19 protein-coding genes are annotated in these 25,709 nt (G+C 71.2%); 3 read left to right on the forward strand and 16 right to left on the reverse strand.

The window, feature by feature from the left end:
- Positions 1–24 precede the first annotated feature (24 nt).
- The 12 genes from H1D24_RS08035 to H1D24_RS08090 form a co-directional block, all read right to left on the reverse strand.
- Entirely contained in the window at positions 25–813 is a 789-nt protein-coding gene (locus H1D24_RS08035) for a serine aminopeptidase domain-containing protein (protein ID WP_181656681.1), read from the reverse strand.
- Positions 810–1,949: an LLM class flavin-dependent oxidoreductase gene (locus tag H1D24_RS08040; protein ID WP_181656682.1), complete on the reverse strand. Its 1,140-nt coding sequence runs from the start codon at positions 1,947–1,949 to the stop codon at positions 810–812. The genes H1D24_RS08035 and H1D24_RS08040 overlap by 4 nt, the downstream gene beginning before the upstream one ends.
- A 2-nt stretch (positions 1,950–1,951) precedes the next feature.
- Entirely contained in the window at positions 1,952–3,331 is a 1,380-nt protein-coding gene (locus tag H1D24_RS08045) for an acyl-CoA dehydrogenase family protein (protein ID WP_181656683.1), read from the reverse strand.
- Positions 3,328–5,799: a molybdopterin-dependent oxidoreductase gene (locus tag H1D24_RS08050; RefSeq protein ID WP_181656684.1), complete on the reverse strand. Its 2,472-nt coding sequence runs from the start codon at positions 5,797–5,799 to the stop codon at positions 3,328–3,330. Before H1D24_RS08050 ends, H1D24_RS08045 begins: the two co-directional genes overlap by 4 nt.
- Positions 5,796–6,953 (reverse strand): LLM class flavin-dependent oxidoreductase, encoded by a 1,158-nt coding sequence (locus H1D24_RS08055; protein ID WP_181656685.1) that lies wholly within the window; start codon positions 6,951–6,953, stop codon positions 5,796–5,798. The genes H1D24_RS08050 and H1D24_RS08055 overlap by 4 nt, the downstream gene beginning before the upstream one ends.
- A 76-nt stretch (positions 6,954–7,029) precedes the next feature.
- Entirely contained in the window at positions 7,030–8,145 is a 1,116-nt protein-coding gene (locus tag H1D24_RS08060) for an ABC transporter ATP-binding protein (RefSeq protein ID WP_309484244.1), read from the reverse strand.
- Positions 8,142–9,320: an ABC transporter ATP-binding protein gene (locus H1D24_RS08065; protein WP_309484245.1), complete on the reverse strand. Its 1,179-nt coding sequence runs from the start codon at positions 9,318–9,320 to the stop codon at positions 8,142–8,144. Before H1D24_RS08065 ends, H1D24_RS08060 begins: the two co-directional genes overlap by 4 nt.
- Positions 9,304–10,350 (reverse strand): ABC transporter permease, encoded by a 1,047-nt coding sequence (locus H1D24_RS08070; protein ID WP_181656687.1) that lies wholly within the window; start codon positions 10,348–10,350, stop codon positions 9,304–9,306. Before H1D24_RS08070 ends, H1D24_RS08065 begins: the two co-directional genes overlap by 17 nt.
- Entirely contained in the window at positions 10,347–11,462 is a 1,116-nt protein-coding gene (locus tag H1D24_RS08075; protein WP_181656688.1) for an ABC transporter permease, read from the reverse strand. Before H1D24_RS08075 ends, H1D24_RS08070 begins: the two co-directional genes overlap by 4 nt.
- Positions 11,459–13,081: an ABC transporter substrate-binding protein gene (locus H1D24_RS08080; RefSeq protein ID WP_181656689.1), complete on the reverse strand. Its 1,623-nt coding sequence runs from the start codon at positions 13,079–13,081 to the stop codon at positions 11,459–11,461. The genes H1D24_RS08075 and H1D24_RS08080 overlap by 4 nt, the downstream gene beginning before the upstream one ends.
- Positions 13,082–13,784: 703 nt before the next feature.
- On the reverse strand, positions 13,785–14,720 hold the full coding sequence (locus tag H1D24_RS08085; protein ID WP_181656690.1) for a DsbA family protein: 936 nt from the start codon (positions 14,718–14,720) through the stop codon (positions 13,785–13,787).
- Positions 14,717–15,184, reverse strand: a complete 468-nt coding sequence (locus tag H1D24_RS08090) for an RrF2 family transcriptional regulator (protein WP_181656691.1) — start codon at positions 15,182–15,184, stop codon at positions 14,717–14,719. The genes H1D24_RS08085 and H1D24_RS08090 overlap by 4 nt, the downstream gene beginning before the upstream one ends.
- 263 nt (positions 15,185–15,447) lie before the next feature.
- Between H1D24_RS08090 and H1D24_RS08095 the strand changes: the two genes are divergently transcribed.
- The 3 genes from H1D24_RS08095 (at position 15,448) to H1D24_RS08105 (ending at position 17,860) form a co-directional block, all read left to right on the forward strand.
- The gene (locus H1D24_RS08095) at positions 15,448–16,002 is read left to right on the forward strand and encodes a cupin domain-containing protein (protein ID WP_258563911.1); all 555 of its coding nucleotides are present in this window, start codon (positions 15,448–15,450) and stop codon (positions 16,000–16,002) included.
- Between the two features lie 466 nt (positions 16,003–16,468).
- On the forward strand, positions 16,469–17,077 hold the full coding sequence (locus H1D24_RS08100; protein ID WP_181656692.1) for a nitroreductase family protein: 609 nt from the start codon (positions 16,469–16,471) through the stop codon (positions 17,075–17,077).
- Positions 17,078–17,161: 84 nt separating this feature from the next.
- Entirely contained in the window at positions 17,162–17,860 is a 699-nt protein-coding gene (locus tag H1D24_RS08105) for a 2-phosphosulfolactate phosphatase (RefSeq protein ID WP_181656693.1), read from the forward strand.
- A gap of 177 nt (positions 17,861–18,037) precedes the next feature.
- Here H1D24_RS08105 and H1D24_RS08110 read toward each other — a convergent pair whose 3' ends face one another.
- The 4 genes from H1D24_RS08110 to H1D24_RS08125 all read right to left on the reverse strand — a co-directional run bounded on the left by H1D24_RS08110 (position 18,038) and on the right by H1D24_RS08125 (position 25,579).
- Positions 18,038–19,879: an ABC transporter ATP-binding protein gene (locus tag H1D24_RS08110; protein ID WP_181656694.1), complete on the reverse strand. Its 1,842-nt coding sequence runs from the start codon at positions 19,877–19,879 to the stop codon at positions 18,038–18,040.
- 352 nt (positions 19,880–20,231) lie between these two features.
- Positions 20,232–22,028 (reverse strand): acyl-CoA dehydrogenase, encoded by a 1,797-nt coding sequence (locus tag H1D24_RS08115; protein ID WP_181656695.1) that lies wholly within the window; start codon positions 22,026–22,028, stop codon positions 20,232–20,234.
- Between the two features lie 74 nt (positions 22,029–22,102).
- On the reverse strand, positions 22,103–22,891 hold the full coding sequence (locus tag H1D24_RS08120; protein WP_309484246.1) for an SDR family oxidoreductase: 789 nt from the start codon (positions 22,889–22,891) through the stop codon (positions 22,103–22,105).
- Positions 22,892–23,080: 189 nt separating this feature from the next.
- A complete protein-coding gene (locus tag H1D24_RS08125) occupies positions 23,081–25,579 on the reverse strand; it encodes a SpoIIE family protein phosphatase (RefSeq protein ID WP_181656696.1) in 2,499 nt (832 codons plus the stop codon).
- Between the last annotated feature and the right edge of the window lie 130 nt (positions 25,580–25,709).

Genomic DNA, 25,709 nt, shown 5'->3' on the forward strand with positions numbered 1-25,709 from the left:
GTGCTTGTTCGCCCGGTGTCTCGGTCAGCGCTTGTTCAGCGGCTCGATGGTGAGAATCGGGCGCAGTTCCGCATCGGCTCGCAGCCGCTCCAGCCACTGGACGAGGGTGGCAGCGGTGGTGCGGTGCGAGGCGTCGTTGAGGACGTCGTGCAGGCCCTCGTGCAGGACACCGAACGTGGCGCTGGGAAGGCGGTGTGCGAGGGTGCGGGCCTGCTCCAGGGGCGTCAGCGGGTCGGCGGCGCCGTGGAGGACCAGGGTGGGGACGTCAGGGAGGGCGTCGGTGAGGAGGTGGTGCGGTACAGGGCCGGTGAGCCGGCCCCGTGCGAAGTCCGGGTCGGCGGTCAGCTTCTGGCGGTGGGTCGGGCAGGCCGTGCGTGCGTTGAGCTCGGCATCCCAGTCCGAGGCGGTGTCCGTATCGGCGTGGGCCGAACCAGTACCGGTGGTGGGGGCTGTTCCGGCAAGGACGAGGCCGTGGAGAGTCGGACGGGTCGGCTCGGCGGCCGTCGCGGCGTGGAGGGCCTGGAGGGCGCCGGTGTCGCTGCCGATCAGGACGACGGGGGCGACGGGATCGGGGCCCACGGCCTGCGTCGTGGCGGTCAGGACGTCGTCGCTGTGGTGCTCGGGCGTGGTGTCGAGTGCGTGGACGACGTATCCGTCGAAGGACAGGCGGCGGCCGAACCGCTCGTAGACGAGGCCGTGTTCACCGCGCCCGGGGAGGACGACGAGGGTGCCCCTCGGAGCGATGCCGGCGGGCGGCTGCCAGCTGTGAGCGGTGGCGGTACGGGCCGTGGGAGTGGTGGCGAGGTCGGTCATCGGGCACTTCCGGCGGAGGTGAGGGGCGCAGCGGTGGCGGCGCGGTGGGCGAGTTCCTGGCGGACGAGCGGCAGCAGGTGGCGGCCGTAGTCGATGGTGTCGTCGAGCGGGTCGTAGCCGCGTATGAGGATCGTTGTGACTCCGATGTCGACGTAGTCGAGCAGTGCCTGGGCGACGGTCTCCGGCGTACCGACGAGGGCGGTGGTGTTGCCGCCGGCGCCGGTCGCGGTGGCGGTGGGTGTCCACAGGCAGCGGTCGTGCACGTCGGCCTTGGCTGCGGCCGCGAGCAGGCGTTGGGATCCGGTGTTCTGAGGAGCAGGGGTGCCGCTGTGGTGGGGGGCCTGGTCGAAGAAGGGGCGACCGGAACCGGATTTGATGGTGTCGAGGATGCGGTGCGCGCGCTCCCAGGCGAGTTCCTCGGTCGGGCCGAGGATGGGGCGGAAGGAGACGCTGATGCCGGGCGGTTCCGTGCGGCCCGCGGCTTCGGCGGCCGCGCGGACGGATGCGATCTGTTCGGCGGTCTCGGCGAGCGGCTCGCCCCACAGCGCGAACGTGTCGGCGTGCTTGCCGCCCACCCGGTACGCGGCCCGCGAGGAGCCGCCGAAGTACAGCGGGATGCCCGAGGGCCGGTACGGCAGCACGCCGGGCGCGTAGTCCTCGAAGCGGTAGTGGCGGCCTTCGTGGCGGAAGGGCTCGGAGGAGGACCAGGCGCGCCTCAGGATGCCCAGGTATTCGTCCGTGCGATCGTAGCGCTCGTCCTTGTCCAGGTAGTCGCCGTCCCGGCGCTGTTCGGTGTCGTTGCCGCCGGTGATGGTGTGCACGGCGACGCGGCCCTCGGTGAACTGGTCGAGGCTGGCGAAGCTGCGGGCGGCCAGCGTCGGGGCGATGAAACCGGGCCGGTGGGCGATGAGCAGGCCCAGGCGTTCGGTGCGGGCAGCGACGTACGCGGCGACCTGCAAGCCGTCGGGCCGCGTGGAGCTGTAGCCGATCAGGATCCGGTCGAAGCCGGCGTCCTCGTGGGCGCGGGCGAAGCGTGTCGTGTACGCCGGGTCGATCACCGGGCCGGCAGCAGGCCGGGTCTCGGAGGCGTCCTGGGTGCCGATCATGCCGATGAACTCGACGGACGGGCTGGTCATGGTCACGTGCCTTTCACTGCGGTGGGGCGGTGGTGGTCGAGTGCGGCGCGGCCGACGGCGGTGACGACGGCGTCGTCCTGCGGTGTGTGGACGCGGCTGCAGAGCACGTCGCGGTAGTGGCGTTGGAGGGGGTTGGCGCGGGTCAGGCCGTGGTTGCCGGTCAGCTGCAGGGCCTGTTCGACGGCGCCGATGGCGGCGCGGGTGCCGAGGACCTTGGCGATGCCGGCCTGGGCCGGGGCATCGGGGTCGCCCGCGTCGACGCGCGCCGCGAGGGACTCGACGAGGACGGCGGCCCCGGTGAGAGCACTCTCGATCTCACCGACGGCGGTCTCGAACCGGGGCAGCGTGGCCAGCGCTGCGCCGAGCCCGGTGGGGACGCGTTCATGGAGGAAGCCGATGAGCCAGTCGCGGGCGGCGTCGGCGACGCCGAGGTACAGGGCGGTGAGTCCGAGAGCGTTCCACGCTCCGGCTGCCGCGTCCTGGCGGGCACCGGGAGCGGCGGCGCGCGCCTCGGTGAGGCCGACGACCTCGTCGACGGGCACGCGGACGCCGTCCAGCAGCACGTCGTCGCTGCGGCTGGCGCGGAGCCCGACGTGGTCCCAGGTCGGCTCGATGGACAGCCCTGGGCTGTCGCCTCGGACCAGGAACGAGCCGACGCGTACCGGGTCTTCGTCGGTGCGGGCGTAGACGAGCATGCGGCTCAGTCCGACCGCGCCCGTCGAATAGATCTTCCGGCCCGTCAGCACCCAGTGGTCGCCGTCGCGGCGTGCCGTGGTGGCGGGCAGGCCGCCGCGTACCGGGCTGCCGAGCTCCGGCTCGACGCGCAGGGCGTTGACGAGGGCAGGGCGCGTGGCGGCTTCGGTGAGGAACTCGGCGTAGCCGGCTGCGGGCCAGCTCGGGTTGCGGGCCTCCCCGGCGTGTACGAACAGGGTCATGGCGGTGACGAGGGCGACGGCCGGATCGCCGGCGCCGAGAGCGCGCAGGATGCGGACGGTGTCGAAGAGGCCCGCGCCCGGGCCGCCGTACCTGGGCGCGACGGTCGCGGTGAGCAACCCTGCTTCGTGAACGAGAGCGATGCCCTCGGTGGGGAATGATGCGTCGCGGTCGTGTTCGGCGGCACGGTCGGCGAGGCCGCGGGCGACGTCGGGGAGACGGTCGAGATCGAGGGGTGGCAGCGCGAGAGCGGAGCGGTCGGTGCCCCGGCCCTGTGTGTCGGGGCGGCCGGTAAGGGGGCCGTCCTCGTCCGGGTGGCTGGTGCGTCGGCCGTCGGTGCCCGGGCGGCCGGTGTGGGAGCTGTCCGCGTTGGGCCGACCGGCACGAGATCCGTCCCCGTCGGGGCGGCCGGTGGCGGTCAGGTCGGTGGTCTGGCCAGTACGTGTCATGGGGTCTCCGGCCGGTCGGGATGAGTGAGGTGGTCGGCGTGGGCTCGGTCGCCGCCTTCGGCTGATCGGGGGCCACTGGCATGGCGCGGCACGGATGCGCCGTCCTGGAGCGGTGGCGGGCGCCGCACCGTCACGGGCGGCGCCTCGCCCTCGTACCTCTCCGCCTGGACGAGGGCGTGCTGCCCCGTGCAGCCCTGGGTGAGCCGGGAGCTGGGCACGTCGGCGGTGAGGGCGTTGGGGTTGCCGTGCAGGCACAGCGGCACATCGCCGTCTCCGTCGCCATCGTCGGGAGCCGGGTCGAACCACGCACCGGTGGGCAGCCGCAGCACGCCGGGGCGCAGCCCGTCGCTGATCCGGGCTCCGGCGAGGACGGCGCCACGGTCGTTGAAGATGCGTACGACGTCGCCGTCGCGGATGCCGCGCACCGCGGCGTCGTCGGGGTGCAGTTCGACCGGCTCGCGCCCGGCGACCTTCGAGGCCATGCTGTGCGCGCCCACGTCGTACTGGCTGTGCAGCCGGGTGGCGGGCTGGTTGGCGATCAGCAGCAGAGGGTGGCGCTCGGCAGCGACGGCTCCAGGCCATTCGTCGGGCTCCAGCCAGACGGGGTGCCCCGGGCAGTCGGCGAGCCCGAGAGCCGCGATCGCGGCCGAGGCGATCTCGATACGACCACTCGGGGTGTCCAGCGGAAAGGCGTCCGGGTCCCGGCGGAATTCCTCGAAGAGAGTGAAGTCGCTTGGCCCGGAGGGAAGTTCGTACTCCCCGGCCGCCCAGAATTCCTCGAAGCCGGGAACGTCCGCACTGGTGGTGCGGCTCAGCTCCCCGCGCCACTCGCCGTACAGGTACTCCAGCCACCGGCGCGGCGTACGGCCTTCGGTGAAGCGCTCTCCGAACCCGAGGCGGGCGGCGAGCTCCCCGAGGATGGCGTAGTCGTCACGGGCTTCGCCCACGGGGTCGACGGCTCGGTGCATGGCGATCAGATGGGTGTCGCGCCGTCCGCCGCCGAAGTCCTCGCGTTCCAGTGAGGTGGTGGTCGGAAGGACGATGTCGGCGTGGCGTGCGGTGGCCGTCCAATGGGGTTCGTGGACGACGATGGTGTCGGGGCGGGCGAAGGCACGGCGCAGCCGTCCGAGGTCCTGGTGGTGGTGGAAGGGGTTGCCGCCGGCCCAGTGGACGAGCCGGATGTCGGGGTAGGTGCGCCGCTCGCCGTCGTAGTCGTAGCTCTCGCCAGGGTGCAGCAGCATGTCGGCGATGCGGGCGCAGGGGATGAACTCGTCGACGGAGTTGCGTCCTTGGGGCAGATACGGCAGCCGCATCTGAGGGCCGTGGTCGCCGACGTCGCCCATCGAGCCGTAGCCGTGTCCGAAGCCGCCGCCGGGCAGGCCGATCTGGCCGAGCATCGCGGCGAGGGCGAGGCCCGCCCATACGGGCTGCTCGCCGTGCTGGATGCGCTGCAGCGACCAGGTGACGGTGACCAGGGTGCGCGATGCGGCCATGCGCCGGGCCAGCCGGCGGATGTCGTCCGCGTCGAGACCGCAGATGTGGGCGGCCCAGTCGGCGCTCTTCGCCGTGCCGTCCGTGCGGCCGTCGAGGTAGCGGGCGAAGGTGTCGAAGCCGGTGGTGCAGCGGTCGAGGAAGGCACGGTCGTGCAGGTTCTCGGTGAGCAGAGTGTGCGCGAGGCCGAGCATGAGAGCGGTGTCCGTGGCGGGAACGACCGGGTACCACGTGCTGTCCGACCCATCCGGCAGGTCGGCCCGCAGTGGGCTGATCAGCGCGATGTGGGTGCCCGAGGCGGCGAGGTCGGCGAGATGACCGGGGGTGCGGTGCCGGGTGACGCCGCCAGGGGTCACGTACACGTTCTTCGCCGGGATGCCGCCGAACGCGACGATCAGTTCGGTGTGCTGCACCAGCGTCGGCCAGCTGGACGCAGCACGCAGCACGGCATCGGTGCCCGCTCGCCCTACCAGGTGGGGAAGCAGGACGAGCGAGGTGCCGAGGCTGTAGGAGTTACGGGACGCGGTGTATCCGCCGAACTGGGCGAGGAAACGGTGCAGTTGGCTCTGCGCGTGGTGGAAGCGGCCGGCCGACGCCCAGCCGTAGGAGCCGCCGAACACCGCCTGGGGGCCGTGTTCGTCGCGTACGCGGGCCAGTTCGGCCGCGACGAGGTCGAGCGCCTCGTCCCAGGTGACCTCGACGAACGGCTCGCGCCCGCGTGCCCGGCTCGGGCCGGGACCGTGCTCCAGCCAGCCACGCCGCACCGCGGGCCTGCGCACGCGGGTGGCGTGGCGCAGCGCCCCGTCGATGTTGCCGAGCAGCGGGGACGGCGCGGGGTCCGCGGGATGCGGCCGGATGTCGAGACGGCCGTCCGCGTCGGAGCGCACGCTGTACGCGCCCCAGTGCGAGGTGGTGGGCACATGCGGGGTCACGGGCGTCCGAGCGGCCGCACGAACGGCGGATGCGGAGGGTGTCATGCGCGCACCACGGGGTCTTCCAGCGCGGCGGGGGTGGTACGCGCATCGCGTGCGGCTCCCGAGCGGACCAGGTCGATGAGGTTGCCGTAGTCCCGGGCGTCGGCGAGCGGGGAGAAGCCGCGGATGAGCAGGGTCGTGACGCCGAGGGACACATAGTCCAGCAGGGATTCGGCGACCTGCTCGTAGCTGCCCACCAGCGCCGTGGAGTTGCCCGCCGCACCGGTGGTCTTCGCGATCGCGGTCCACAGCCGCTTGTCGTGTACCTCGCCCTGAGCCGCGTACTCCAGAAGGCGCTGGGAGCCGCGCTGCTCGCTGTGGTCGATGTTGAAGGCCTTGCGCAGCTCGCCGAAGCGCTCGTTGGTCAGCCGCAGGATCTCCCGGGCGCGCTCCCATGCCTCTGTCTCGGTCGCGGCGGGAATGGGCCGCAGGCTGACACTGAACCGCGGGTTGCGGCCGTACGGTGCGGCAGCGGCCCGCACCTCGCGGATGCGCTCGGCGATGCCGGCCAGCGGCTCACCCCAGAAGGCGTAGACGTCGGCGTGCTTGCCGCCGACGCGGATGGCGTCGGCGGAGGCGCCGCCGAAGTAGACGGGGATGGGTGCGGCGGGACGCACGGCGGAGAAGCCGCCCTTGACCTGGTAGAACTCGCCGTCGTGGTCGAAGGGTTCGGTGGCGGTCCATTCCTTGCGGACCACGTCCAGGAAGTCGTCGGTGCGGCGGTATCGGGTCGGCTTGTCGGTGAAGTCGCCGTCGCGGGCCTGGTCGGCGTCGTCGCCGCCTGTGATGACGTGCAGGGCGACCCGTCCGGGATGGAAGGCGTCGAGGGTGGCGAACTTGCGGGCTGCCAGCGTCGGGGCGACGAAGCCTGGGCGGTGCGCGAGCAGGACTCCAAGGCCCTGGGTGTGGGTGAGGACCTGGTCGGCGACGGTGAAGCCGTCGGGGCTCGCCGAGGAATGGGCGACCAGGACCCGGTCGAAGCCGGACGCCTCGTGAACGCGGGCGACCTCGCGTACGTAGTCGGGCTGGACGACGGGACCGGGGGCGTGGCCCGCAACCGGCTGCGGGGAGCCGCCGTTGCGGGTGGCGGTGGGTGTGGCGGGACCGCTCTCGCTGGTCTCCTGGGTGGCGGCGAAGCCTATGAATTCGATGGCCATGGTGGCGTGACTCCGGGATGGTCGAAGGGATGGGGGCGGGGCGGCGGATACGCCGGGTGCCGTTGCGAAGGGCGGCTCAGCCGAGACGCGCGCGCCACGAACCGGCGTGGTGGCAGACGACGGTGTGCCCCGCGGCCGAGGCCTCGTCTCCGGCCGATGCTTCGGGCGCCCCGCTCTCGTGGTCCTGCGGCACCGAAGGTCCTCCTACGGCCGCCGGTCGTGGCTCCGTGCGGCATGCGTCGTCGGCGAACCGGCAGCGCGGCGCGAAGACACAGCCCACGTCGTCCGGCCACGGGTCGCGTCCCACCGGTGCACGCAACTCCGCAGGCAGCAGCCGGTGTCCGGAGCGCACGCTGGGTGCGGAGGCGGTGAGCAGCGCCGTGTACGGATGCCGTGGGTACTCCAGCACCTCGCTGATGGGCCCCTGTTCGACGAGTCGGCCTCGGTAGAGGACGGCCACTCGGTCGGCGATCCCCGCCAGGGAACCGAGATCGTGGGAGATGACGACGACGGCGAGCCCGAGTTCGCGGCGGAGCCGGTCGAGGAGGCCGAGGACGAGGTTGCGGTTGGAGGCGTCCAGAGCGCTGACGGGTTCGTCGCTGAGCAGCAGCTGCGGCCGGGTGACGATCGCCCGGGCCAGTGACACGCGCTGGCGCTGTCCGCCGGAGATCTGCCCGGGGGTGCGCGACCCGATCTCCGCGGCGTCCAGTCCGACCAGGCTCAGCGCCTCCTCGGCCCGCACCGCTCGCTCCTGGCGGCTCAGCGCGCCGATCGCCGCGAACGGCTCGGCCACGATCTGGCGGACAGTGAGGTCGGGGTCCTGGGACCGCAGCGGGTCCTGGAACATGTACTGGACGCGTCCCGAGCGGCGGAAGTCCCGCAGCTCGCTCCGGCCGAGGGCAGTCAGGTCGCGGCCGTCGAACTGGATGCTGCCCGCGTCGGGGCGGACCAGTCCGACCGTGGCGCGTGCGAGCGTCGTCTTCCCGGAACCGGTCTCGCCGATGATGCCGACGATCTCCCCCGCCCGCACGGTGAGGCCGACGTCGGCCAGCACACGCGTGCGCCGGGCCGAGCCGCGTACGACAGCCCGGCGGCCGTAGGACACACCGAGCCCCGTGATCTCCAGCAGCGGCGCCGTGCTGCCGGACTCGGAGGCCTCTGCGCTGCGGTCGGTGGCCAGGGTGCTGCTCACAGGGCCGCTCCTTGCGGTACAGGCAGGCCGGGGTCGGCCGCGGCGGCCGAGCGTGTCTCGCCGGACGGGCCGGCGGGGCGCAGGCAGCGCGCCCGGCGGCCGCCGTCGAGCGTGCGCAGCGCGACGGGCCCGGCGGTGCACTCCTTCGTCACGTACGCGCAGCGGTCGGCGAAGCGGCAGCCCGGCAGGTCCGCGCCCGTCTCGGGCGGTCGGCCGGGGATGATGTCGAGTTCCCGGCGCCCCCAGTCGCCGATGGACGCAACGCGCAGCAGCGCTTCGGTGTACGGGTGCGCGGGCGCGGCCAGGACCTCGGTGGTCGGGCCGTCCTCGACGATCTCGCCCGCGTACATCACGACGACGCGGTCGCAGCTCTCGGCGACCACGGCGAGGTCGTGCGTGACCAGGAGCAGCGCGAGGCCCTGTTCCTTGCGGAGGCTCTGGAGCAGTTCAAGGATCTCTGCCTGGATGACGACGTCGAGAGCGGTGGTCGCCTCGTCGGCGATGAGGAGTTCCGGTTCGCATGAGACGGCGATGGCGATGAGGACGCGCTGCAGCATGCCGCCGGACAGCTCGTGCGGGTACTGGTGGTAGAGCTCGGCGGGACGATGCAGTCCGACGGCGGCGAACAGTTCCACGGCGCGGGCGTATGCCTCGGACCGCGACAGGCCCCGTCCCACGCGCAGTTGCTCGGCGAGCTGGCCGCCGACAGTGAGCGAGGGATTGAGGTACGAGGCGGGGTCCTGGAAGACGGCGCCGATGCGGCGGCCTCGTATCGCGTTCCATTGCTTGCGGGGGAGCGCCGTCAGTTCGGCGGACTCGGACGCCGGCAGCGTGGCGACGTCCGCATCCGTGGCCCCGTCTGCGGCCGTGTCCGTGCTGGGAGAGAGCGTGATCCGTCCGTCCGCGACCCGGCATCCGGGCGGCAGCACTCCCAGCACGGAGCGGCACGTCAGGCTCTTGCCGCTGCCCGACTCCCCCACCAGGCCGACCGCTTCACCGCGCGCCAGGCTGAACGACACGTCGCGTACGGCTCGTACGGTTCGGCCGATGGTGACGTCCAGGCCCTCGACGGTGAGTACGGGGGCCGCGGAGGCGGGCACGTGGGTGTGCGCGCCGGTGCTGGGGGCGCTCTCCGCACGCAGCGGCTCAACCGTTGCTTCAGCCGGTCGTGACACGGTGCTCGGCCTCCTCTGGCTGTTCGATGTGGGTCCGCGCGACGGTCGCCGCCGCGTTGGCATGGTCCTCAGACGGCAGCTCGGGATCCTCCGATGGCGTCGCACGATTCGCGGAACGTCCTTGCGTTTCCGGGGAGTTGAGTGGTTCACGGTCCTCGGTCACCAAGGCAGGAGCCGTGCCCTCGGCCCTCGGCGGCTTCCCCAGCTCATCGGCCGTGGGAGCTCCGCTGTCGCGGATCGCGTCCGCGAGCAGGTTGAGCGCACCGACGGTGATCATGATCGCGGCGCCCGGGATGAGCGGCGCCCAGGGCTGCTGAGCCAGATAGCCGAGGTCGGACGCGAGCATCCCGCCCCACGTGGGCGCGGGCGGCTGGACACCGAGACCGAGGAAGGTCAGCGACGATACGACGAGCAGGGCCTGCCCGACCGTCTGCGCCGTGGTCACCGCGATGGTCGGGAGGATCTTGCCCCAGACGTGGGTGCGCAGGATCCACCAGCGCGACGCGCCCATCAGCTCGGCGGCCTCCACGTACTGCGCCTGCTTCAGGCCGAGCGCTGCCGCCCGCGTGACGCGGAAGTACAACGGTGCGAACAGCACGCCGAGTGCCAGCATCGCCTGGTGCATGCCGTTGCCCAGCGCCCCGACCACCGCGATCGCGAAGACCGTGAACGGCATGATCATCAATGTGTCGGCGGCCCGCTGCGTGGTCCACTCCACGGTCCGGCCCAGCCACACGGACGCGACGCCCGGGATGACGCCCAGCAGCATCGCGGCCGCCACCGCCTCCAGCGCACCGGCGATCGACAGCCCGGTACCGGCGATCAGCCTGCTGAGGACGTCCCGTCCGAGATAGTCGGTGCCCAGCAGATGTGCGGCGCTGGGCCCTTGCAGCATGTCCGCGGGATGCTGGGCCAGCGGGTCGTCGGGCGCGAACGCACCGCCGGCGACGGCGAGCACCGCGACCACGGCGAGCACGGCCAGCGCGATACGGGCCGAGCGCTGGCGCCAGGTGAGACGGAGAACCCTCATGCGCCGCCTCCCTCGGCCGGTGCGGTCCGGGCGCGTCCGCCCCTGTTCCTGCGTGCGGCGGGGTTGAGCGCGGCGAGCGCGGCGTTGACCGCGACGTTCGCGACGAGCACGACGGCCACGGTGACCAGGAGGGCGCCCTGGACGACGGGGATGTCGTGCCGCTCCGCCGCCTGCAACGACAGTTGCGCGATCCCTGGCAGATTGAAGATCTTCTCGGTGACGACGGCACCGCCGAGGATCACCGGCACGCTCATGCCGAGGACGGTCAGCGCCGGTCCTGCGGCATTGCGCAGCACATGCCCGAACAGCACCCTGCGGGCGGAGTATCCACGCATCTCGGCGCCGGTGACGTAGTTCTCGCGCAGGGCCCCCACCAGCGAGGTGCGCAGCTGCCGGGCGATGGAGGCGGCGGCGTCCAGGCTCAGCGCGAAGGCGGGCAGGATCGCGTACCGCAGCCACTGCCCGACCCCGGCGTTCAGCGGTTCGTAGCCGCCCGTGGGCAGCGCGCCGAACTGCACGGCGAAGACGACGATGAGCACGATGCCGATCAGGAACGGCGGAAGAGTCGACAGCACCGAGCAGACGAGCGTGACGGTCCGGTCGATACGGCCACCGCTGTGGAGAGCCGCGGCGATACCGGCGCCTCCGCCGATCACCACAGCGAGCAGCAGTGCGAGGCCGGCGATGGACAGGTCGACGGGCAGTGCCTGCGCGATGCTGTCCGCCACCGGCACACCGGTGAACCACGACACGCCGAGATCACCGCTGAGAGCGCTCCCGAGCCATGTCACGTACTGCACGTACAGCGGGCGGTCCAGGCCGAACTGGGCTTCCATCCGGGCGATGTCGGCCGGTGTGGCGAGGTCGCCGAGGACGGCGGCGGCCGGGTTGGCGTCGGACAGAGCACCGAGTGCGAAGGTGAGCAGGGAGGCAAGGACGAACACCGTGGCGGTGACGACAAGGAGTCGGCCGAGCGGGCGGGGCGCCGCGGTGAGGCGCCTGAACAGCGACTCCCGTACGCGCGGCCGTGCTGCCGGCCCGGCGGGAGACAGGCCCGGCCCCCGGCCTGCATGCCCCGGGCCCCGGCCGGTCAGCGTTGCGGGAGCGGTCATGAGACGGTGACCCCCTCGAACCGCTGGACGACGGTGTAGGCCGGGATCTCGGAGACCTTGGGATTGCGGGCCAGGATGCGCGGCACGGTGTACAGGAACACGTTCGGCATGGTGCGCACCGCGATGCCCGTCGCCTTCTGCAGCACCTCCGGGTACTCCGGCGCGTCGAGCGGCGTACGGCGGACGACGTCGAGAGCCTTCTCGAGCTCGGATGAGGTGGTGCGCCCCGGGTTCATCAATCCTTCCTCGCCGAAGAGCACCTGGAAGGCCTGCGTGGCGGAGTCGCGTCCCGCGAACTGGTCGACGTACAGGGCCTTGCTGCGCTGGATGTAGACGATCTGCGTGGCCTGGTCCGAGGGAATGGCCTCAAGGGTTGCGGTGATCCCGACCTTCTTCAGCTGAGCCTGGATCAGCTCCGGGACGCCTTCGGCCTTCTGCGCCGACAGCGTGATCTTCAGCCCGTCCGCATAGCCGGCCTTGGCCAGCAGCTCCTTGGCCTTCTCCGGGTCGTACGGGAACAGCTTGTCGAGCGCGTCGTCGTGGCCCGCATAGCCGCTGGGGAAGGGCTGGCGGGTGACCTCTCCGTAGCCGAAGGCAGCGGTCTTCAGGAGCTCTTCGCGGTCGATCGCGTACTTCAGGGCAAGGGCGACGTCCGGGTCGGTGAAGGGCTTCTTGCCGATGTGCACATCGAGGACGGCCACCACCATCGACGGGATGACCTGGACCTCCAGGCCGGCGGCCTTGGCGGCCTTGACCTGGCTGCCAGGTATCTGTGCGACGTTGTACTGCCCGGACTGCAGCGCCGCGACGACCGTCGAGGGCTCAGGAAGCGGGTGGAGCTCGAAGTTCTCTGTCTTGATCTGGCCGGCGTCCCAGTAGGCCGGGTTGCGGCGCAGGACCGCCTTGGAGTTCTCGACGTACGAGACGAGGGTGTACGGCCCGGCGCCGGCGGGTTTCGTGGAAAGGCTCGCGGCGTCCTTCTCGAGGACCTTCGGGTTGACGATCATGCCGGTCTTGCCTGCGAGCAGGGCGGGAATCTGGAAGTCGGGTGCGGCCAGCCGCAGTTCGATGGTGTGCTCGTCGAGCGCGGTCACCTTCTCGACCCCGATCAGCTGGGCGGCCACCAGGGACTTCTCGTAGTCGCGGCCTCGCTCGAGGCTCTTCTTCACGGCGGTGGCGTCAATGGGGCTGCCGTCGCTGAACGTCTCTCCCGAACGGAGGGTGAAGGTCACGACGGTGCCGTCGTCGTTGTACTTCCACGACTTGGCCAGGGCGGGCACGGCGACGCCCTTGGGGTCGAGCTTCGTCAGCGCCGCATAGACAAGGGAGAGCGCGTGCACGTCCCACCCGGCCGACGAGGTGACCGGGTCCCATGAAGTGGGCAGCGCCCAGCCCCACTTGAGGGTTCCGCCGTCGCTCTTGGCGGCCGAGGTGGACTGTCCTCCGCAGGCGGTCAGGGCGAGGGTGGCCCCGGCTCCGAGCGACAGTCCGAGGAAGGAACGCCGGTCCAGGGCCTTCAGGGCCGGAAGACTGTCGTGGCGCGGGCTGTCCGCGTCAGCACCCTCGAAAGGCGACCGGCGGGACGGTTCCGAGGTGGAGGGCGAGCGAAACTTCGGCATGGAAGCGCACCTTTCTGGGCCGCGCCGTTGTGAGACGGGTACGCGGGCGGGCCGTGGAGCGCCCGGTCGGCGGGGCGCGGGCGGGGAGGCGAGGGATGACAGGAGGCAGGACGGGCGAACGGGATGCCATACGGAGGCAGCCCGGGAGAGGTCGGCGGTGGCAGACGAAGGCGTCCGGCGATGACGGTCCGGCGTATCCGCCTGTGGGCGTCAGGCGGAGCGTCTGGATGGCCGCGGGCACGCACCGCCGCACCGCACTCCGCGTCAGAGGTGCGCTGTTCAGGGCGCCGATCATCTGATGCGGAATAGGTGATGCGTCACAAACAGGGATGGTTTTCAGGCCCCTTGGGCCTTCTACCGGCTACGGCGCTGTCCAACGAGGCAGCGCCGGGCGGGAGTCCCCAGATCCAGGGTGCGGAAGGCGCCGACCGGACCGGGTCAGCGACAGAGCGCGCTGGAGGTGCGTCGATAGTCCACGTAGCGGCAGACCACGCCGGGATGCAGCGAAAGCATGTCTCGTATCCTCACGGCTGCGCACCCCCACTGTCAATGGACACCTTTAGGTGTCTCATTGTCCGAGACCCCGGCGACCTGCGCGTTCGCTCAATCCCCCGGCCGATGCAGGGCGTTCGCACGTCGGCTGCCGACATCGCTCTCGGGCGAACGGCGGCCGGAAACCGCTCCGGCCGACGACGACGCGACATCAGCTCGTCCGGCGTGTCGCCGGATGGGTCTCGGCCTCCTCCGGGTGCAGCCACAACGGCCCGTTCGCCGTCTCCACCACGGTAGCACCGTGCGGCGGCTCCAAGGCGCCGGTCAGCAACTGGAGTTCGCGCCGGGTGACGCTGCGCCAGTGGTTCAACGCCGCTTCGGGGGACACGGCCTCCGGAGCGGGAAGCGGTGTCCCGGCCGCCGCGGCAGCCGCCTGGAGGTAGCTCGTCAGGGGCCTCCACCCCGGTACGCAGATCCGCCCGCCCGGGCCGTCGAACAACAGCGTCGGCAGGGCATAGCGGCGCCCGTCGCCCACCTCTTTGGCGCGCCCTGGATGCGGCCCCGGCCCTTGCAGATCGCACACCTCGGCCAGGGGCCTGCGGGTCTCCGCCCAGTCGTCCCGCACCGCCGCACGCGCGTCGGCCACCGTCCGGTCGTCGAGCAGTTTCCGGATGTCGAGCCCCGGAACACCGCGTATGGCCTCCTCCACACCCGCCGGAGTGTCCGCAGGCATGCCCAGCACGAACGTCGTCTCCCGCAGCCGGCGCAGTACGCGCTCCGCCACCCGCTCACCTTGTGCCTCGGCGGCCTTGGCCGCGATGGACGCGGGCCAGCTGGTGCGGCTCAGCCAGTGCAGACGGGCGGCATAGGGTGCGTGCGTGTGCTCGGCGACGCCCTTGATGAATCCCTCGTACCAGCGCGCCTCGGCATCGGAGTCGGGGGCCGGGTCGTCGTCCTCGTCGAAGAGGATGCCGAACACCCGCCGCCAACGCAGGTGAGGTGCCAAGCCGTGCCGCAGCAGACGGAAGACCGGTTCGGAGCCCCAGGCCCACGGGCAGGCGGGGTCGGTGAACTCGGTGACGTGTACGAGCGGTTGGGCAGCGGAGTCCGTCCCTGCTTCGCCCGTCTTCGCACCCCGCGTACTCATGCTGTGACAGCCGCAGAGGCGTCGCGCGCCCTCCCGGCCCCACCGTCCTCAGCTCCCGCACCGGCTCCACGCTCGGCGAGGTCACCGATGGTCGTCCGCGCGAGCAGCGCCTGTGCGGCGGACTCGACTCCGCGCCACAGGTCCGGCAGGCCGGACGCGGCACCCGGATAGCCGAGCGCCTCAGGGCGTACGCCGCGTACGGTGAAGAACTCGCCGTCGACGGCCGTCATCACCTCGGCGACCGTGATGGTGGCCGCGTCCCGACCGAGCCAGTAACCTCCCTCGCAGCCGCGCTGGCTGCGCACAAGACCGGCCGACCGCAGGTCGCGGAACACGGACTTGAGGAAGCGGAACGGGATGTCCTGCGCCGAGGCGATGCCCTCGCACGTCAGCGGCCGCGCACTGTCGGCGGCGAGCTCGACGAGTGCCCGCACCGCATAGTCCGCCCTGGCAGAGATCTGCATGTGCACCGTCTTCCCGAAGCGTCGGTTCCAGCATCGGCCGACCCTGCAGGGACCGCGGTACGGCCAGGTCGGCGACAATGGACACATCTTGACATCCATTTCCCGGGCTCTCTACGGTCATCTCAAGGATCTTGCGCACGCCCTCGGTCGATGAGCCCCTGCTGCGGCCTTCCGCAGCATCTGCCCGGCCTCCACACCGGCGGGCGCCCGCCCCATTCCGGCCCGGCCGCCCCGGCCCGCCCCGACGAGCAGGACTCGCTCCCATGGCCCCGCACACCCCGCCCAAGCCGTCCGACGAAGCCGCCCCCACCCAGCAGGACGCCTTCCATCCGCACCTTCCGGACAACGGCCACGACCGCATCGGTGACGGCAGCGCGCTGCCGCTGCGTGCCCGGCTGCACCACATCCGTGCCGACGCGCTCGACGGCGACACCGCCCAGACCGGCGGCATGCGCCGCTTCGCCGCGATCAGCGGGCGGACCGTCGGCTCCGAGCGCATCTGGATGGGGCAGACCCATGTCGCCCCCGACACCGCCTCCTCCAACCACCACCACGGAGCCTCCGAAACGGCGATCCACGTCGTGAAGGGCCACCCGGAGTTCGTGTTCCTCGACGACTCCTCGGGCACGCCCGAGGAGATCCGGATCCGCACGGCACCGGGCGACTACATCTTCGTACCGCCGTTCGTCCCGCACCGCGAGGAGAACCCGAGCCCGGACGAGGAGGCCGTGGTGGTGATCGCCCGCAGCACCCAGGAGGCCGTCGTGGTCAACCTGCCCGAGCTCTACGTCCTCGGCAAGGAACCAGGCAGGGACTGAAGAGCGCTCTCAGCAGAACGCTCTCAAGCGTGGGGCCCGGATCGGTCAGCCGGTACCGGGAGTACTGGTGCTGTCTGCAGCGGCTGTGCTTTGCTGACCCCATGACCGTGCTCGTGACCCGCCGCCACGTCGACTTCGTGCGCGTCACGACCACGGCGTGTCCCGCCGGGCGCTGACGCCGCGCCCCAGGCGTCCTGCCGCCGCCTCGCGGCTCCGTTCAACGCGACGCCCCGCCCGGCATTGTTCATGCCACGCCCCGCCCGGCCCCGTTCATACAGGCCGTCGTGGCCTCGGCCGCCCGGCTGTCTTCCTGACCGAGGCGGTGAACAGTCACGGCATCGGCCTGGACCGGTGCCGGCTGGGTCGGAGCGCGCTTCGCTCATCACTGAACTGACGGCAGGACAGGCCCCCACACTTCACCCCATCGACCCATCGACCCATCGACCCATCGAGGAAAGGCATCAGCATGTCTCCCCGCACCGCGAACATGGCCGTGGCCGTCCACCCGTTGCTCGCCGAGCGCTGGAGCCCGCGCTCCTTCGACGCCACGCACACGATCAGCGACGAGGAGCTCTTCTCGCTCCTTGAGGCGGCCCGCTGGGCGCCCTCCGCGCGCAATTCTCAGCCGTGGCGCTTCCTGGTCGGCCGGCGCGGCGACACCACGTACGAGCAGATCTTCTCCACCCTCATGTCCGGCAACAGGCTCTGGGCGGGGCAGAGTTCGCTGCTGGTCGCGGCGGTGGCGGCGGAGCGCCTTGAGGACGGCACGCCGCACCACGGCGCCGCATACGACACCGGGCTCGCCGTGGCCCAACTGGCGGTGCAGGCACACGCCTTGGGGCTGCATGCCCACCAGATGGGCGGCTTCCACCCCGAGCAGCTGCGCTCGGCGCTGGGGATCCCGGACGGCTACCGGCCGCTTTCCATCACCGCGATCGGGTCCCTGGCCCCGGCGGAACTCCTCCCGCAGGAACTGCGCGACCGCGAGACCGCCGCCCGCGAGCGGCGCCCCCTGGCGGACACCTTCTTCGCGGAGAGCTGGGGCAATCCGCTTACGGTCCGGCACGACGGTTGAGCGGACACACATGCGCGCATACGGATTCAAGTCGAACGGCGGCCGGAGGTCCTGGAGGAGATCCAGGTGCGACATGCTGATCGAATGAGCTTCCGGTTTGCCGGCATACCCGACCTGGCCGAGGCTCCGTCCGTGGCTGTGGTCGTCGACGTCATGCGAGCCTTCACTGTGGCGGCCTGGGCGTTCGCGCGGGGAGCCGAGAAGATCGTCCTCGCGGAGACCCTGAATGCGGCCCTTGAGCTGACGCGCGGAAATCCGGACTGGGTTGCCCTCAAGGACGGTGCGCCTGTTCCGGGTTTCGACGCGGTCAACTCACCAGGCCTGGTACGGGACATGGACCTGACGGGCCGGACCGTGGTGCAGAAGACCACTGCTGGAACGGTGGGTGCGCTGGCTGTCGGGGACGCCTCGCTGGTGCTGTGTGCGAGCTTCGTGGTGGCGGACGCGACGGCCCGGTTGCTGCGTGCCGAGCGTTGTGAGGATGTGACGTTCGTGATCACGGGCGAGGACGGGAACGCCGACGAAGACCTGGCGTGTGCGCACTATGTCGCTCGACGGATCGGCGATGTCCGGGCCGAGGCCGCCGAGTTCGTCAGCCGGGCCGGGCGGTCCCGGGCGGCCGCCGATCTCACCGACGGCCTGCGCCGTGGATACCAAGGGATTCATCCCGACGATGTCGCGCTGTGCCTCGAGGTGGACGCGTTCCCGTTTGCGCTGAGGGCGTCGCGGGAGGACTCTCTGATGGTCGTACGTCCGGTGATGCCGCCGGCACCGGGTTCGTAGCAGTCTGGATCCCACCCAGCACCAGGACCAGGTGACCCATCCGGGCCTATCCCCCCACTACCGAACGCCCCGTCACATTACCCATGCCATACGCCGTCCGCGTCGACCAGCTCGACATCGGCCCCGCCCCATCGCTGATCGCCTCGGAGGGCGGGTTCTGACCCGGTGCGACCCGGGTCAGAACTTCAAGCGCAGGTCGGCCCGCGCGGCGCTGTCGGCCCGCGCAGGGCTGTCGTCGAGGAAGCCGCCCGACTGGTGCTGCCACAGCTTCGCGTAGGCGCCGTCCGCCGTGAGCAGCTCCTGGTGCGAGCCCTGCTCGACGATCCGTCCGCGGTCGAGGACGACGAGCTGGTCCATGGTGGCGACCGTGCTCAGCCGGTGCGCCACCACGAGCGCCGTCCGCCCCTCCATGAGCCGCCACAGCGCCTCCTGGACGAGGATCTCGCTCTCGGAGTCCAGGGCGCTGGTCGCCTCGTCGAGCAGCAGGATCGGCGCGTCGCGCAGGATCGCCCTGGCGAGGGCCACCCGCTGGCGCTGTCCGCCGGACAGCTTGACACCGCGCTCGCCCACCATGGTGTCGAAGCCGTCCGGCAGCGCGTCGGCGAACTCCGTGACGTGCGCCGCCTCGGCCGCGCGGCGGATCTCGGCGTCGGTGGCGTCCGGGCGGGCGAACGCGATGTTGTCCCGCAGCGTGCGGTGGAACATCGCCGGGTCCTGCGGCACGTAGGCCATCAGGCCCCGCAGGTCGGCCTGGCGCAGCCTGCTGATGTCCTGGCCCCCGATCAGGATCCGCCCTCCGTCGATGTCGGTCATGCGCAGCAGCAGCCGGGTGAGCGTGGTCTTGCCGCCGCCGGACCTGCCGACGAGACCGATCTTCGCCCCGCTGGGCACAGCCAGGTCGAGGCCCTCGAAGAGCGGCTTCCCTCCCCCGTGGGCGAAGGTAACCTGCTCGAAGCGGATGGCGGCGCCCCGCGATTTCAGCGGCTCCGGCGACTCCGGGTCGAGCACGGTCGGCGGCTTCAGCAGCAGTTCGGTGAACTGCGCGGCCTCCGTCATCGAGCTCTCCAGGCGACGGTAGATCTGGTTGAACTCGAACATGATCCGCGTCGCGTTGGTGTAGTACGTGAAGGCGACCACGACCGCCTCCACACCGTGTCCGCCCCCGGCGAGCGCGACCGCGAGCAGCAGGCCCAGGGCGTTGGTCAGCACGGACATCGGCGCGACCAGCGTGTCGATGCGCAGGTTGCCGTAGTCCCACGACCGCAGTGTGAGCCGCCGCGACTCCGCGACGCGGGACCGGTGCTCGGCTGCCTCGCGTTCCTGGGCGGCGAACGCCCGGACCGTGTCCATGTTCATCAGGCTGTCGGCGACGTGGCCCGACACCCGGGCGATCGCCTCCTCGCGCTGGCGAACGAGCGCCTGGCGCCGACGGATGAGGGGCACCACGCACAGCGCCGTCAGGGCGATCATCGCCAGGAGCCCGACCACGAGCAGCGGTTCGTAGCGCCACAGCACCACCGACCCGAAGATCAGCGGCACGAAGCTGCCCACGACCGAGAACGTCAGCGTGTCGACGAACTCCTCGAAGCGGGAGGCGAAGCTCAGGACCCGCTTGGTCAGTGACCCGGCGAAGTTGTCGTGGAAGAACACGGCGTCCTTGGCGAACAACTCGTCCATACCGATCACGTACAGATGCTCGATACCGAGGGCGTCAAGGCGGTTCAGGCAGTGCAGGCCGATGCGCCACAGCGCCTCCGCGAGCAGCAGGACGCCCGCGAAGCCGAGTACGTAGGGCAGCGTCGAGCCGATGGTGATACCGGCGTCGCCGGCGATTCGGCCGACGAGCTTCGCGACAACCAGCGGCGCGATGTAGTTGAGGCCGATGTTGCCCAGCGCCGGCAGCAGCAGCGCGGGCACCGTCCACCGCCGGAGCCGGGCTAACTCCCGTCCGTAATAACGAAGTGCGAGGAGCACCGAGCCCTTGCCCGGCGGAACCTCGCGCGATTCAGGCGATCCCATCCCAACCCTTTGTGGTCGTGCGGCAGCCCGCCACATGCTTCTCCGCGGAGAAGCCGTTGCCCTCACTGGCCGCGCGGAGCTTCGGTTCGAGTGAGTGCCCTCGCTCGGGTCGTCCTCCGATGACCGGGGCACGACGACGGAGCCCGCGCGCAGCTCGCGGGTGGCGCGGGCGGCGCCACCGTGCGAGTACGCGCGGGGCAGAAACCGCAGTCTCCCGCGACGGCGCCCGCGGAGTCCAAGCGTTTTTCTCAGCCGGCGGCACGCCGCACAAAGGTGCGATCCCTGGGGATGACAGGGACCGCGGGGCCGTGGATCAGTACCACTCAGGACAGCTGTCCCGCGGGGCCATGGATCAGAACCACTCGGTACGGCTTTCCGCCGCGGTGCGGTCCAGGCTGTAAAGCAGGTCGAACTGCGGCCCCGTACGGGGGAGTTCCACCCGGAAGAAGTACCGGGCCGCCTGTCGCTTGCCCTCGTGGAAGTCGTCCGCGTCGTCCTTGAGCGCGAGGAACTGCTCCAGCCAGATCCAGGCCAGCACCACGTGGCCGACGGCTTCCAGATAGACGGAGGCGTTGGCCAGGGCGGTCGCGGGGTCTCCGGTCGACCAGAGTTTGCCGGTGGTCCGCTCGACGCGGGCCGCGGCCTGCTCCAGGCGGGCGGCCAGCTCAGCCGCCTCGCCACCGGTCTCCGTGCCCCGGGCGACGGTTGCCGAGAGGGTCTCAAGCAGCAGCTTCAGGCCTGCGCCGCCGCCCATGACGACCTTGCGGCCGAGCAGGTCCAGCCCATGGATGCCGTGAGTGCCCTCGTGGATGGGGTTGAGGCGGTTGTCCCGGTAGAACTGCTCGACGTTGTACTCGCGGGTGTAGCCGTAGCCGCCGTGCACCTGGATGGCGAGGTCGTTGGCGGCCAGGCACCACTGCGACGGCCAGCTCTTGGCGATGGGCGTCAGGACGTCGAGCAGCAGCCGGGCGCGGGCGCGCTCGGACTCCTGCTCCGCGGTGCGCTCCTCGTCGAGCAGGCGACTGCAGTAGAGGCTGAGCGCGAGGGCGCCCTCTACATAGCTCTTCTGTGCCAGCAGCATCCGGCGCACGTCGGCGTGCTCGATGATGGGGACCTGCGGGGCGCCTGCGTCCTTGCCCGTCAGCGGGCGGCCCTGCGGGCGGGTGCGTGCGTAGTCGAGGGCGTGCAGATAGCCGGTGTAGCCGAGCGCCGTGGCGCCGAGTCCGACGCCGATGCGGGCCTCGTTCATCATGTGGAACATGTAAGCGAGCCCGTGGTGGGCCTCACCCACCAGGTAGCCCACCGCGCCCGGGGGGCCGCCCGGAGTGTGCCGGCCCTCGCCGAAGTTGAGCAGTGTGTTGGTGGTGCCGCGGTAACCCATCTTGTGGTTGAGGCCGGCCAGCACCACGTCGTTGCGCTCCCCCAGGTCCCCGTCCGGCTCGACCAGGAACTTGGGCACGATGAACAGCGAGATGCCCTTCACGCCCGCCGGCCCGCCGGGGATCTTGGCCAGCACCAGGTGGACGATGTTCTCACTGAGCTCGTGGTCGCCACCGGAGATCCACATCTTGGTTCCGGTGATCCGGTACGTACCGTCGTCCCCCGGCACCGCCCGCGTGGTGATGTCCGCCAGCGACGAGCCGGCCTGCGGCTCCGAGAGGCACATGGTGCCGAAGAAGCGGCCCTCGACCATGGGCCGCACGTAGGTGTCGATCTGCTCCTTGCTGCCGTGCGCGAGCAGCAGGTTGGCGTTGCCGATGGTGAGGAACGGATACGCGGCGGTGCCGACGTTGGCGGCCTGGAACCAGGCCGTGCACGCGTTGGCGACCACGGTGGGCAGTTGCTGCCCGCCGACCTCGTAGTCCATGGCGGCGCCGGTCAGGCCTGCCTCGCCGAAGACGCTCAGCGCCTCCTTGACCTCCGGGATGATGTGCACGCGCTCGCCGTCGAAGCGGGGCTCCTCGGCGTCGTTCTTCTTGTTGTGCGGGGCGAAGTGCCGGGTCGCGATGGCCTCGCTGAGGTCCAGCACCGCGTCGAAGGTGTCCCGGTCGTGGTCGGCGTAGCGGGCGCGGCCGGTCAGGGCCGTGACGTCCAGCCAGTCGTGGAGCAGGAAGTCGAGGTCGCGGCGGGAGAGCAGCAGGGAGTCCATGGCGTGGGTCCGATCGGGGAGGGCGGCGGCAGCGGGTACGGGGAACGGGTACGAGTACGTGTCCTGGCGGCGGTTCAGACGGTGGTGCCGATGCCGCCGTCGACGGGGATCACCGCGCCGGTGACGTACGCTCCGGCCCGGCTGGCCAGGTAGACCGCCACACCGGCCATGTCGTCGGGGCGTCCGATCCGGCGCAGCGGAGCGGACTCGGCCAGGGCGTCGCCGTGCGCCGTCAGTGTGGCGGCCATCATCTTCGACTCGAACGGGCCGGGGGCTATCGCGTTGACGGTGATGCCCTGCGGGCCGAGTTCCTTGGCCAGGACCCGGGTCAGGTGGTGCAGTCCGGCCTTGCTCGCCGCGTAGGAGTAGGCCGGCAGGGGGCTCACGTGGAGACCGTCGATGGAGCCGACGTTGATCACGCGTGCCGGGTCGTCATGGGAGCCGGCCTTGCGCAGCAGCGGCAGCAGCGCCTGGGTCAGCAGGAAGGGGCTGCGCAGGTTGAGGTCCATCACCTTGTCCCAGCCGCTGACCGGGAACTCGTCCAGGGGTGCGCCCCAGGTGGCGCCGGCGTTGTTGACCAGGATGTCGAGCCGGTCCTCCCGGTCGGCGATCTCCGCGGCGAGCCGGTGGCACTCCTCCTCGCGCGACAGGTCCGCGGGCAGCGCGATCGCCTCGTTCGCCTCGTTCGCCTCGCCGAGCGCGGAGAGCTCACGTGCGGCTTCCTCGCACGCGGCGGCGTTGCGGGAACTGACGTAGACCCGGGCCCCGGCTTCGACCAGGCCACGGGCGATCATCAGTCCGATACCGCGGGACCCTCCGGTGACCAGGGCGGTTTTGCCGGAGACGGAGAAAAGTGAGGTCACGGCGGACTCCAGGGGCGGTGATGGGGCAGGCAGACGCGAACTCCCTCGGATACTAAGCAGTCGCTTAGAACGCGTCAACCAGCCCGTCCGCGACGCGGCGACGACGGTGACGTCCCCCTGGTGCTCGGCGGTCACCTGGCGCCGTCGAGCACAACGGCGAAGTCGCGAAGCTCGTAGCTGCCGATCTCCTCAGACACTGCCCGGCAGTGTCTGTTCGCACCAGATGGTCTTGCCGGAGGCGGTTTGTCTGGTGCCCCAGCCCTGGGTGAGCTGGGCGACCAGCAGCAGGCCGCGGCCGCCCTCGTCGAAGACCCGGGCCCGCCGCAGATGGGGTGCGGTGCTGCTGCCGTCCGAGACCTCGCAGATCAGCGCGCGGTCGCGGATCAGCCGCAGTTGAATCGGGGGAGCGCCGTAACGGATGGCGTTGGTGACCAGCTCGCTGACCACGAGTTCGGTGATGAACTCGACTTCGGCGAGCCCCCATGCGTGGAGCTGGTCGGTGGCGAGCGTCCGGGCGTGTGCGACCTGAACCGGGTCGGCTGTGACGTCCCAGGTGACGACCCGGTCCGGCGACAGGGCACCGGTGCGCGCGACGAGAAGGGCGACGTCGTCGGCCGGGCGGCCGTCGAGGAGGGCGTCGGTCACGGTGTCGCAGGTCTCCTCCAGCGACGCCGTGGGCAGGGCCAGCGCGCGGCACAGGGCGGAGATGCCCTGGTCGACGTCGCGGCCGCGGGATGTGATCAGGCCGTCACTGAACAGGGCGAGCACACTCCCCGGGGCCAGGTGGAGCTCGATCGTTTCGAAGGGCAGGCCGCCGAGGCCGAGTGGCGGGCCGATGGGGCCCTTCACGAGCTCCACGATGCCGTCGGGAGCCACGACGACAGGCAGCGGGTGGCCGGCTGTGGCCAGGGTGCAACGGCGCGAGACGGGGTCGTACACGGCGTACAGGCATGTGGCTCCCAGTTCGCCGAATGCGGCCGCGTCGCCGTGTGCCATATCGGCCTCTTCATCGCCGGTGAAGTGGATGACCAGGTCGTCCAGGTGCGTGAGGAGCTCGTCGGGTGGCAGGTCGACGTCTGCCAGGGTGCGTACGGCGGTGCGCAGTCGGCCCATGGTGGCGGAGGCGTGGATGCCGTGGCCGACGACGTCCCCGACGACGAGGGCGACGCGGGCGCCGGACAGCGGGATCACATCGAACCAGTCGCCGCCCACTCCGGCCTGTGAGCCCGCAGGCAGGTAACGGGAGGCGATCTCCAGCGCCGACTGCGCCGGGAGCCGCTGCGGCAGCAGACTGCGCTGCAGGGTCAGCGCGGTGTCGCGCTCGCGGGTGTAGCGCCGTGCGTTGTCGATCGCCACGGCGGCCTTGGCGGCCAGCTCCGCCGCATAGGACAGTTCGGCGGCCTCGAACGGCCTGGGCTGCCGCGAGCGCCAGAAGGTGACGACGCCCATGGGTACGCCCCGGGCGCACAGCGGAGCCGTGATGAGCGAATGGATGCCGTGGTCCAGGATCCGGCGGGCCCCTTCCGGGTCGGCGGACTGCCATGCGGCGGAAGCCCGCAGATCGGGCTCGACCGTCGCGAGCCCGCTGACGAAGCTGCGGGCCTGGGGCGTGATCGGAGCCCATGTGACGAGCGCGCCCTCCGGGTGAAGTGGAGGGGCGTCCCTTATGCCGCCGACGGCGACCCGGCTCATGGTCGCGCGCTCCCCTGGCGGCTCCTCGTCGCCCCGCACGACCGACACGGCCAGGTCGACGGTGGCGAAGTCGGCGAACCCGGGGACCACGACCTGCACGAGCTCCTGCGCGGTCCGTCTCACATCGAGGGTGGTGCCCACCGCCACGCTGGCGTCGTACAGCAGCTTGAGGCGTCGGTGCGCGACCTCTGTCAGCCTGTGGCTCTCCTCCAGCGAATCCCCCATGGCGTTGAACGCGACCGCGAGCTCGCCGATCTCCCCGCCACCGGTCTGGGGCATGCGGGCTGAGAGGTCTCCGCCCGCGAGGCGGCTCGCGACGGACGCCGCCTTACGGACAGGTTGGACGACCGCGCGTGTCAGATATCCGGTGTAGGCGACCACGAGGGCGACCGATCCAGCGAGTCCGGCCGTCGCCGCATCGATCGCCAACTGAAGCTTGTCCTCGGCGGCCTGCTCCCGCGCCGCCAGGAGGGAGCGCGCGTCCATCTCGAAACGGTCGAACTGGGCCCTCAACGCGTCGACGCGCCGTTTGCCCTCGTCCGTCGTCTCCACACTCGATGCGGCGGGATCGCCCTGCCTTGCGGCATCGACCAGGGGAACGGAGTAGTCCTGGATGAAGGACTCCGCGTCACGGGTGATCCCATGCGCCAGGGTCCGCAGCTCAGGAGAGCCCTCGGTGTCGCGCAACAGCTCCTCTGCCTGTCCGGGAAACGCAGCCCTGGCCGATTCCCACGGTTGGAGGAAGCGCTCCTGCTTGGTGATGAGGAAGCCGCGCTCGCCCGTCTCGACGTCGAGTACGAGCCTTTCGAGGTGCCCGGACTCGAAGAGTGCCGCCCGGACCTGCTTCCTCGCGCCCGCGGCCTCGCGCGTATCACTGATCGCCCACAGCAGCACGCTGAAAGCGAGGCCGATCAGCAGTGCGAGCAGGCTGGTCGCGACGACCGTAAGGCGCGTCAGGCCCCATCCGACGCGCCGCCTCGATCGGGTTGCGCTCATGGTCGGCCCTGTCGGGTGGCAACGCTCTTTCCCAGTCTATGGCTCGGTTTGTACGGGCTCGCCCCGGTCGTTGATCACATGCCGGTTGATCACATGCCAGGTGGTGCCGGAGCCGCCGCAGGACCCTGTG

Source organism: Streptomyces himalayensis subsp. himalayensis (assembly GCF_013778455.1).
In the GTDB taxonomy this organism is placed as follows: domain Bacteria; phylum Actinomycetota; class Actinomycetes; order Streptomycetales; family Streptomycetaceae; genus Streptomyces; species Streptomyces himalayensis.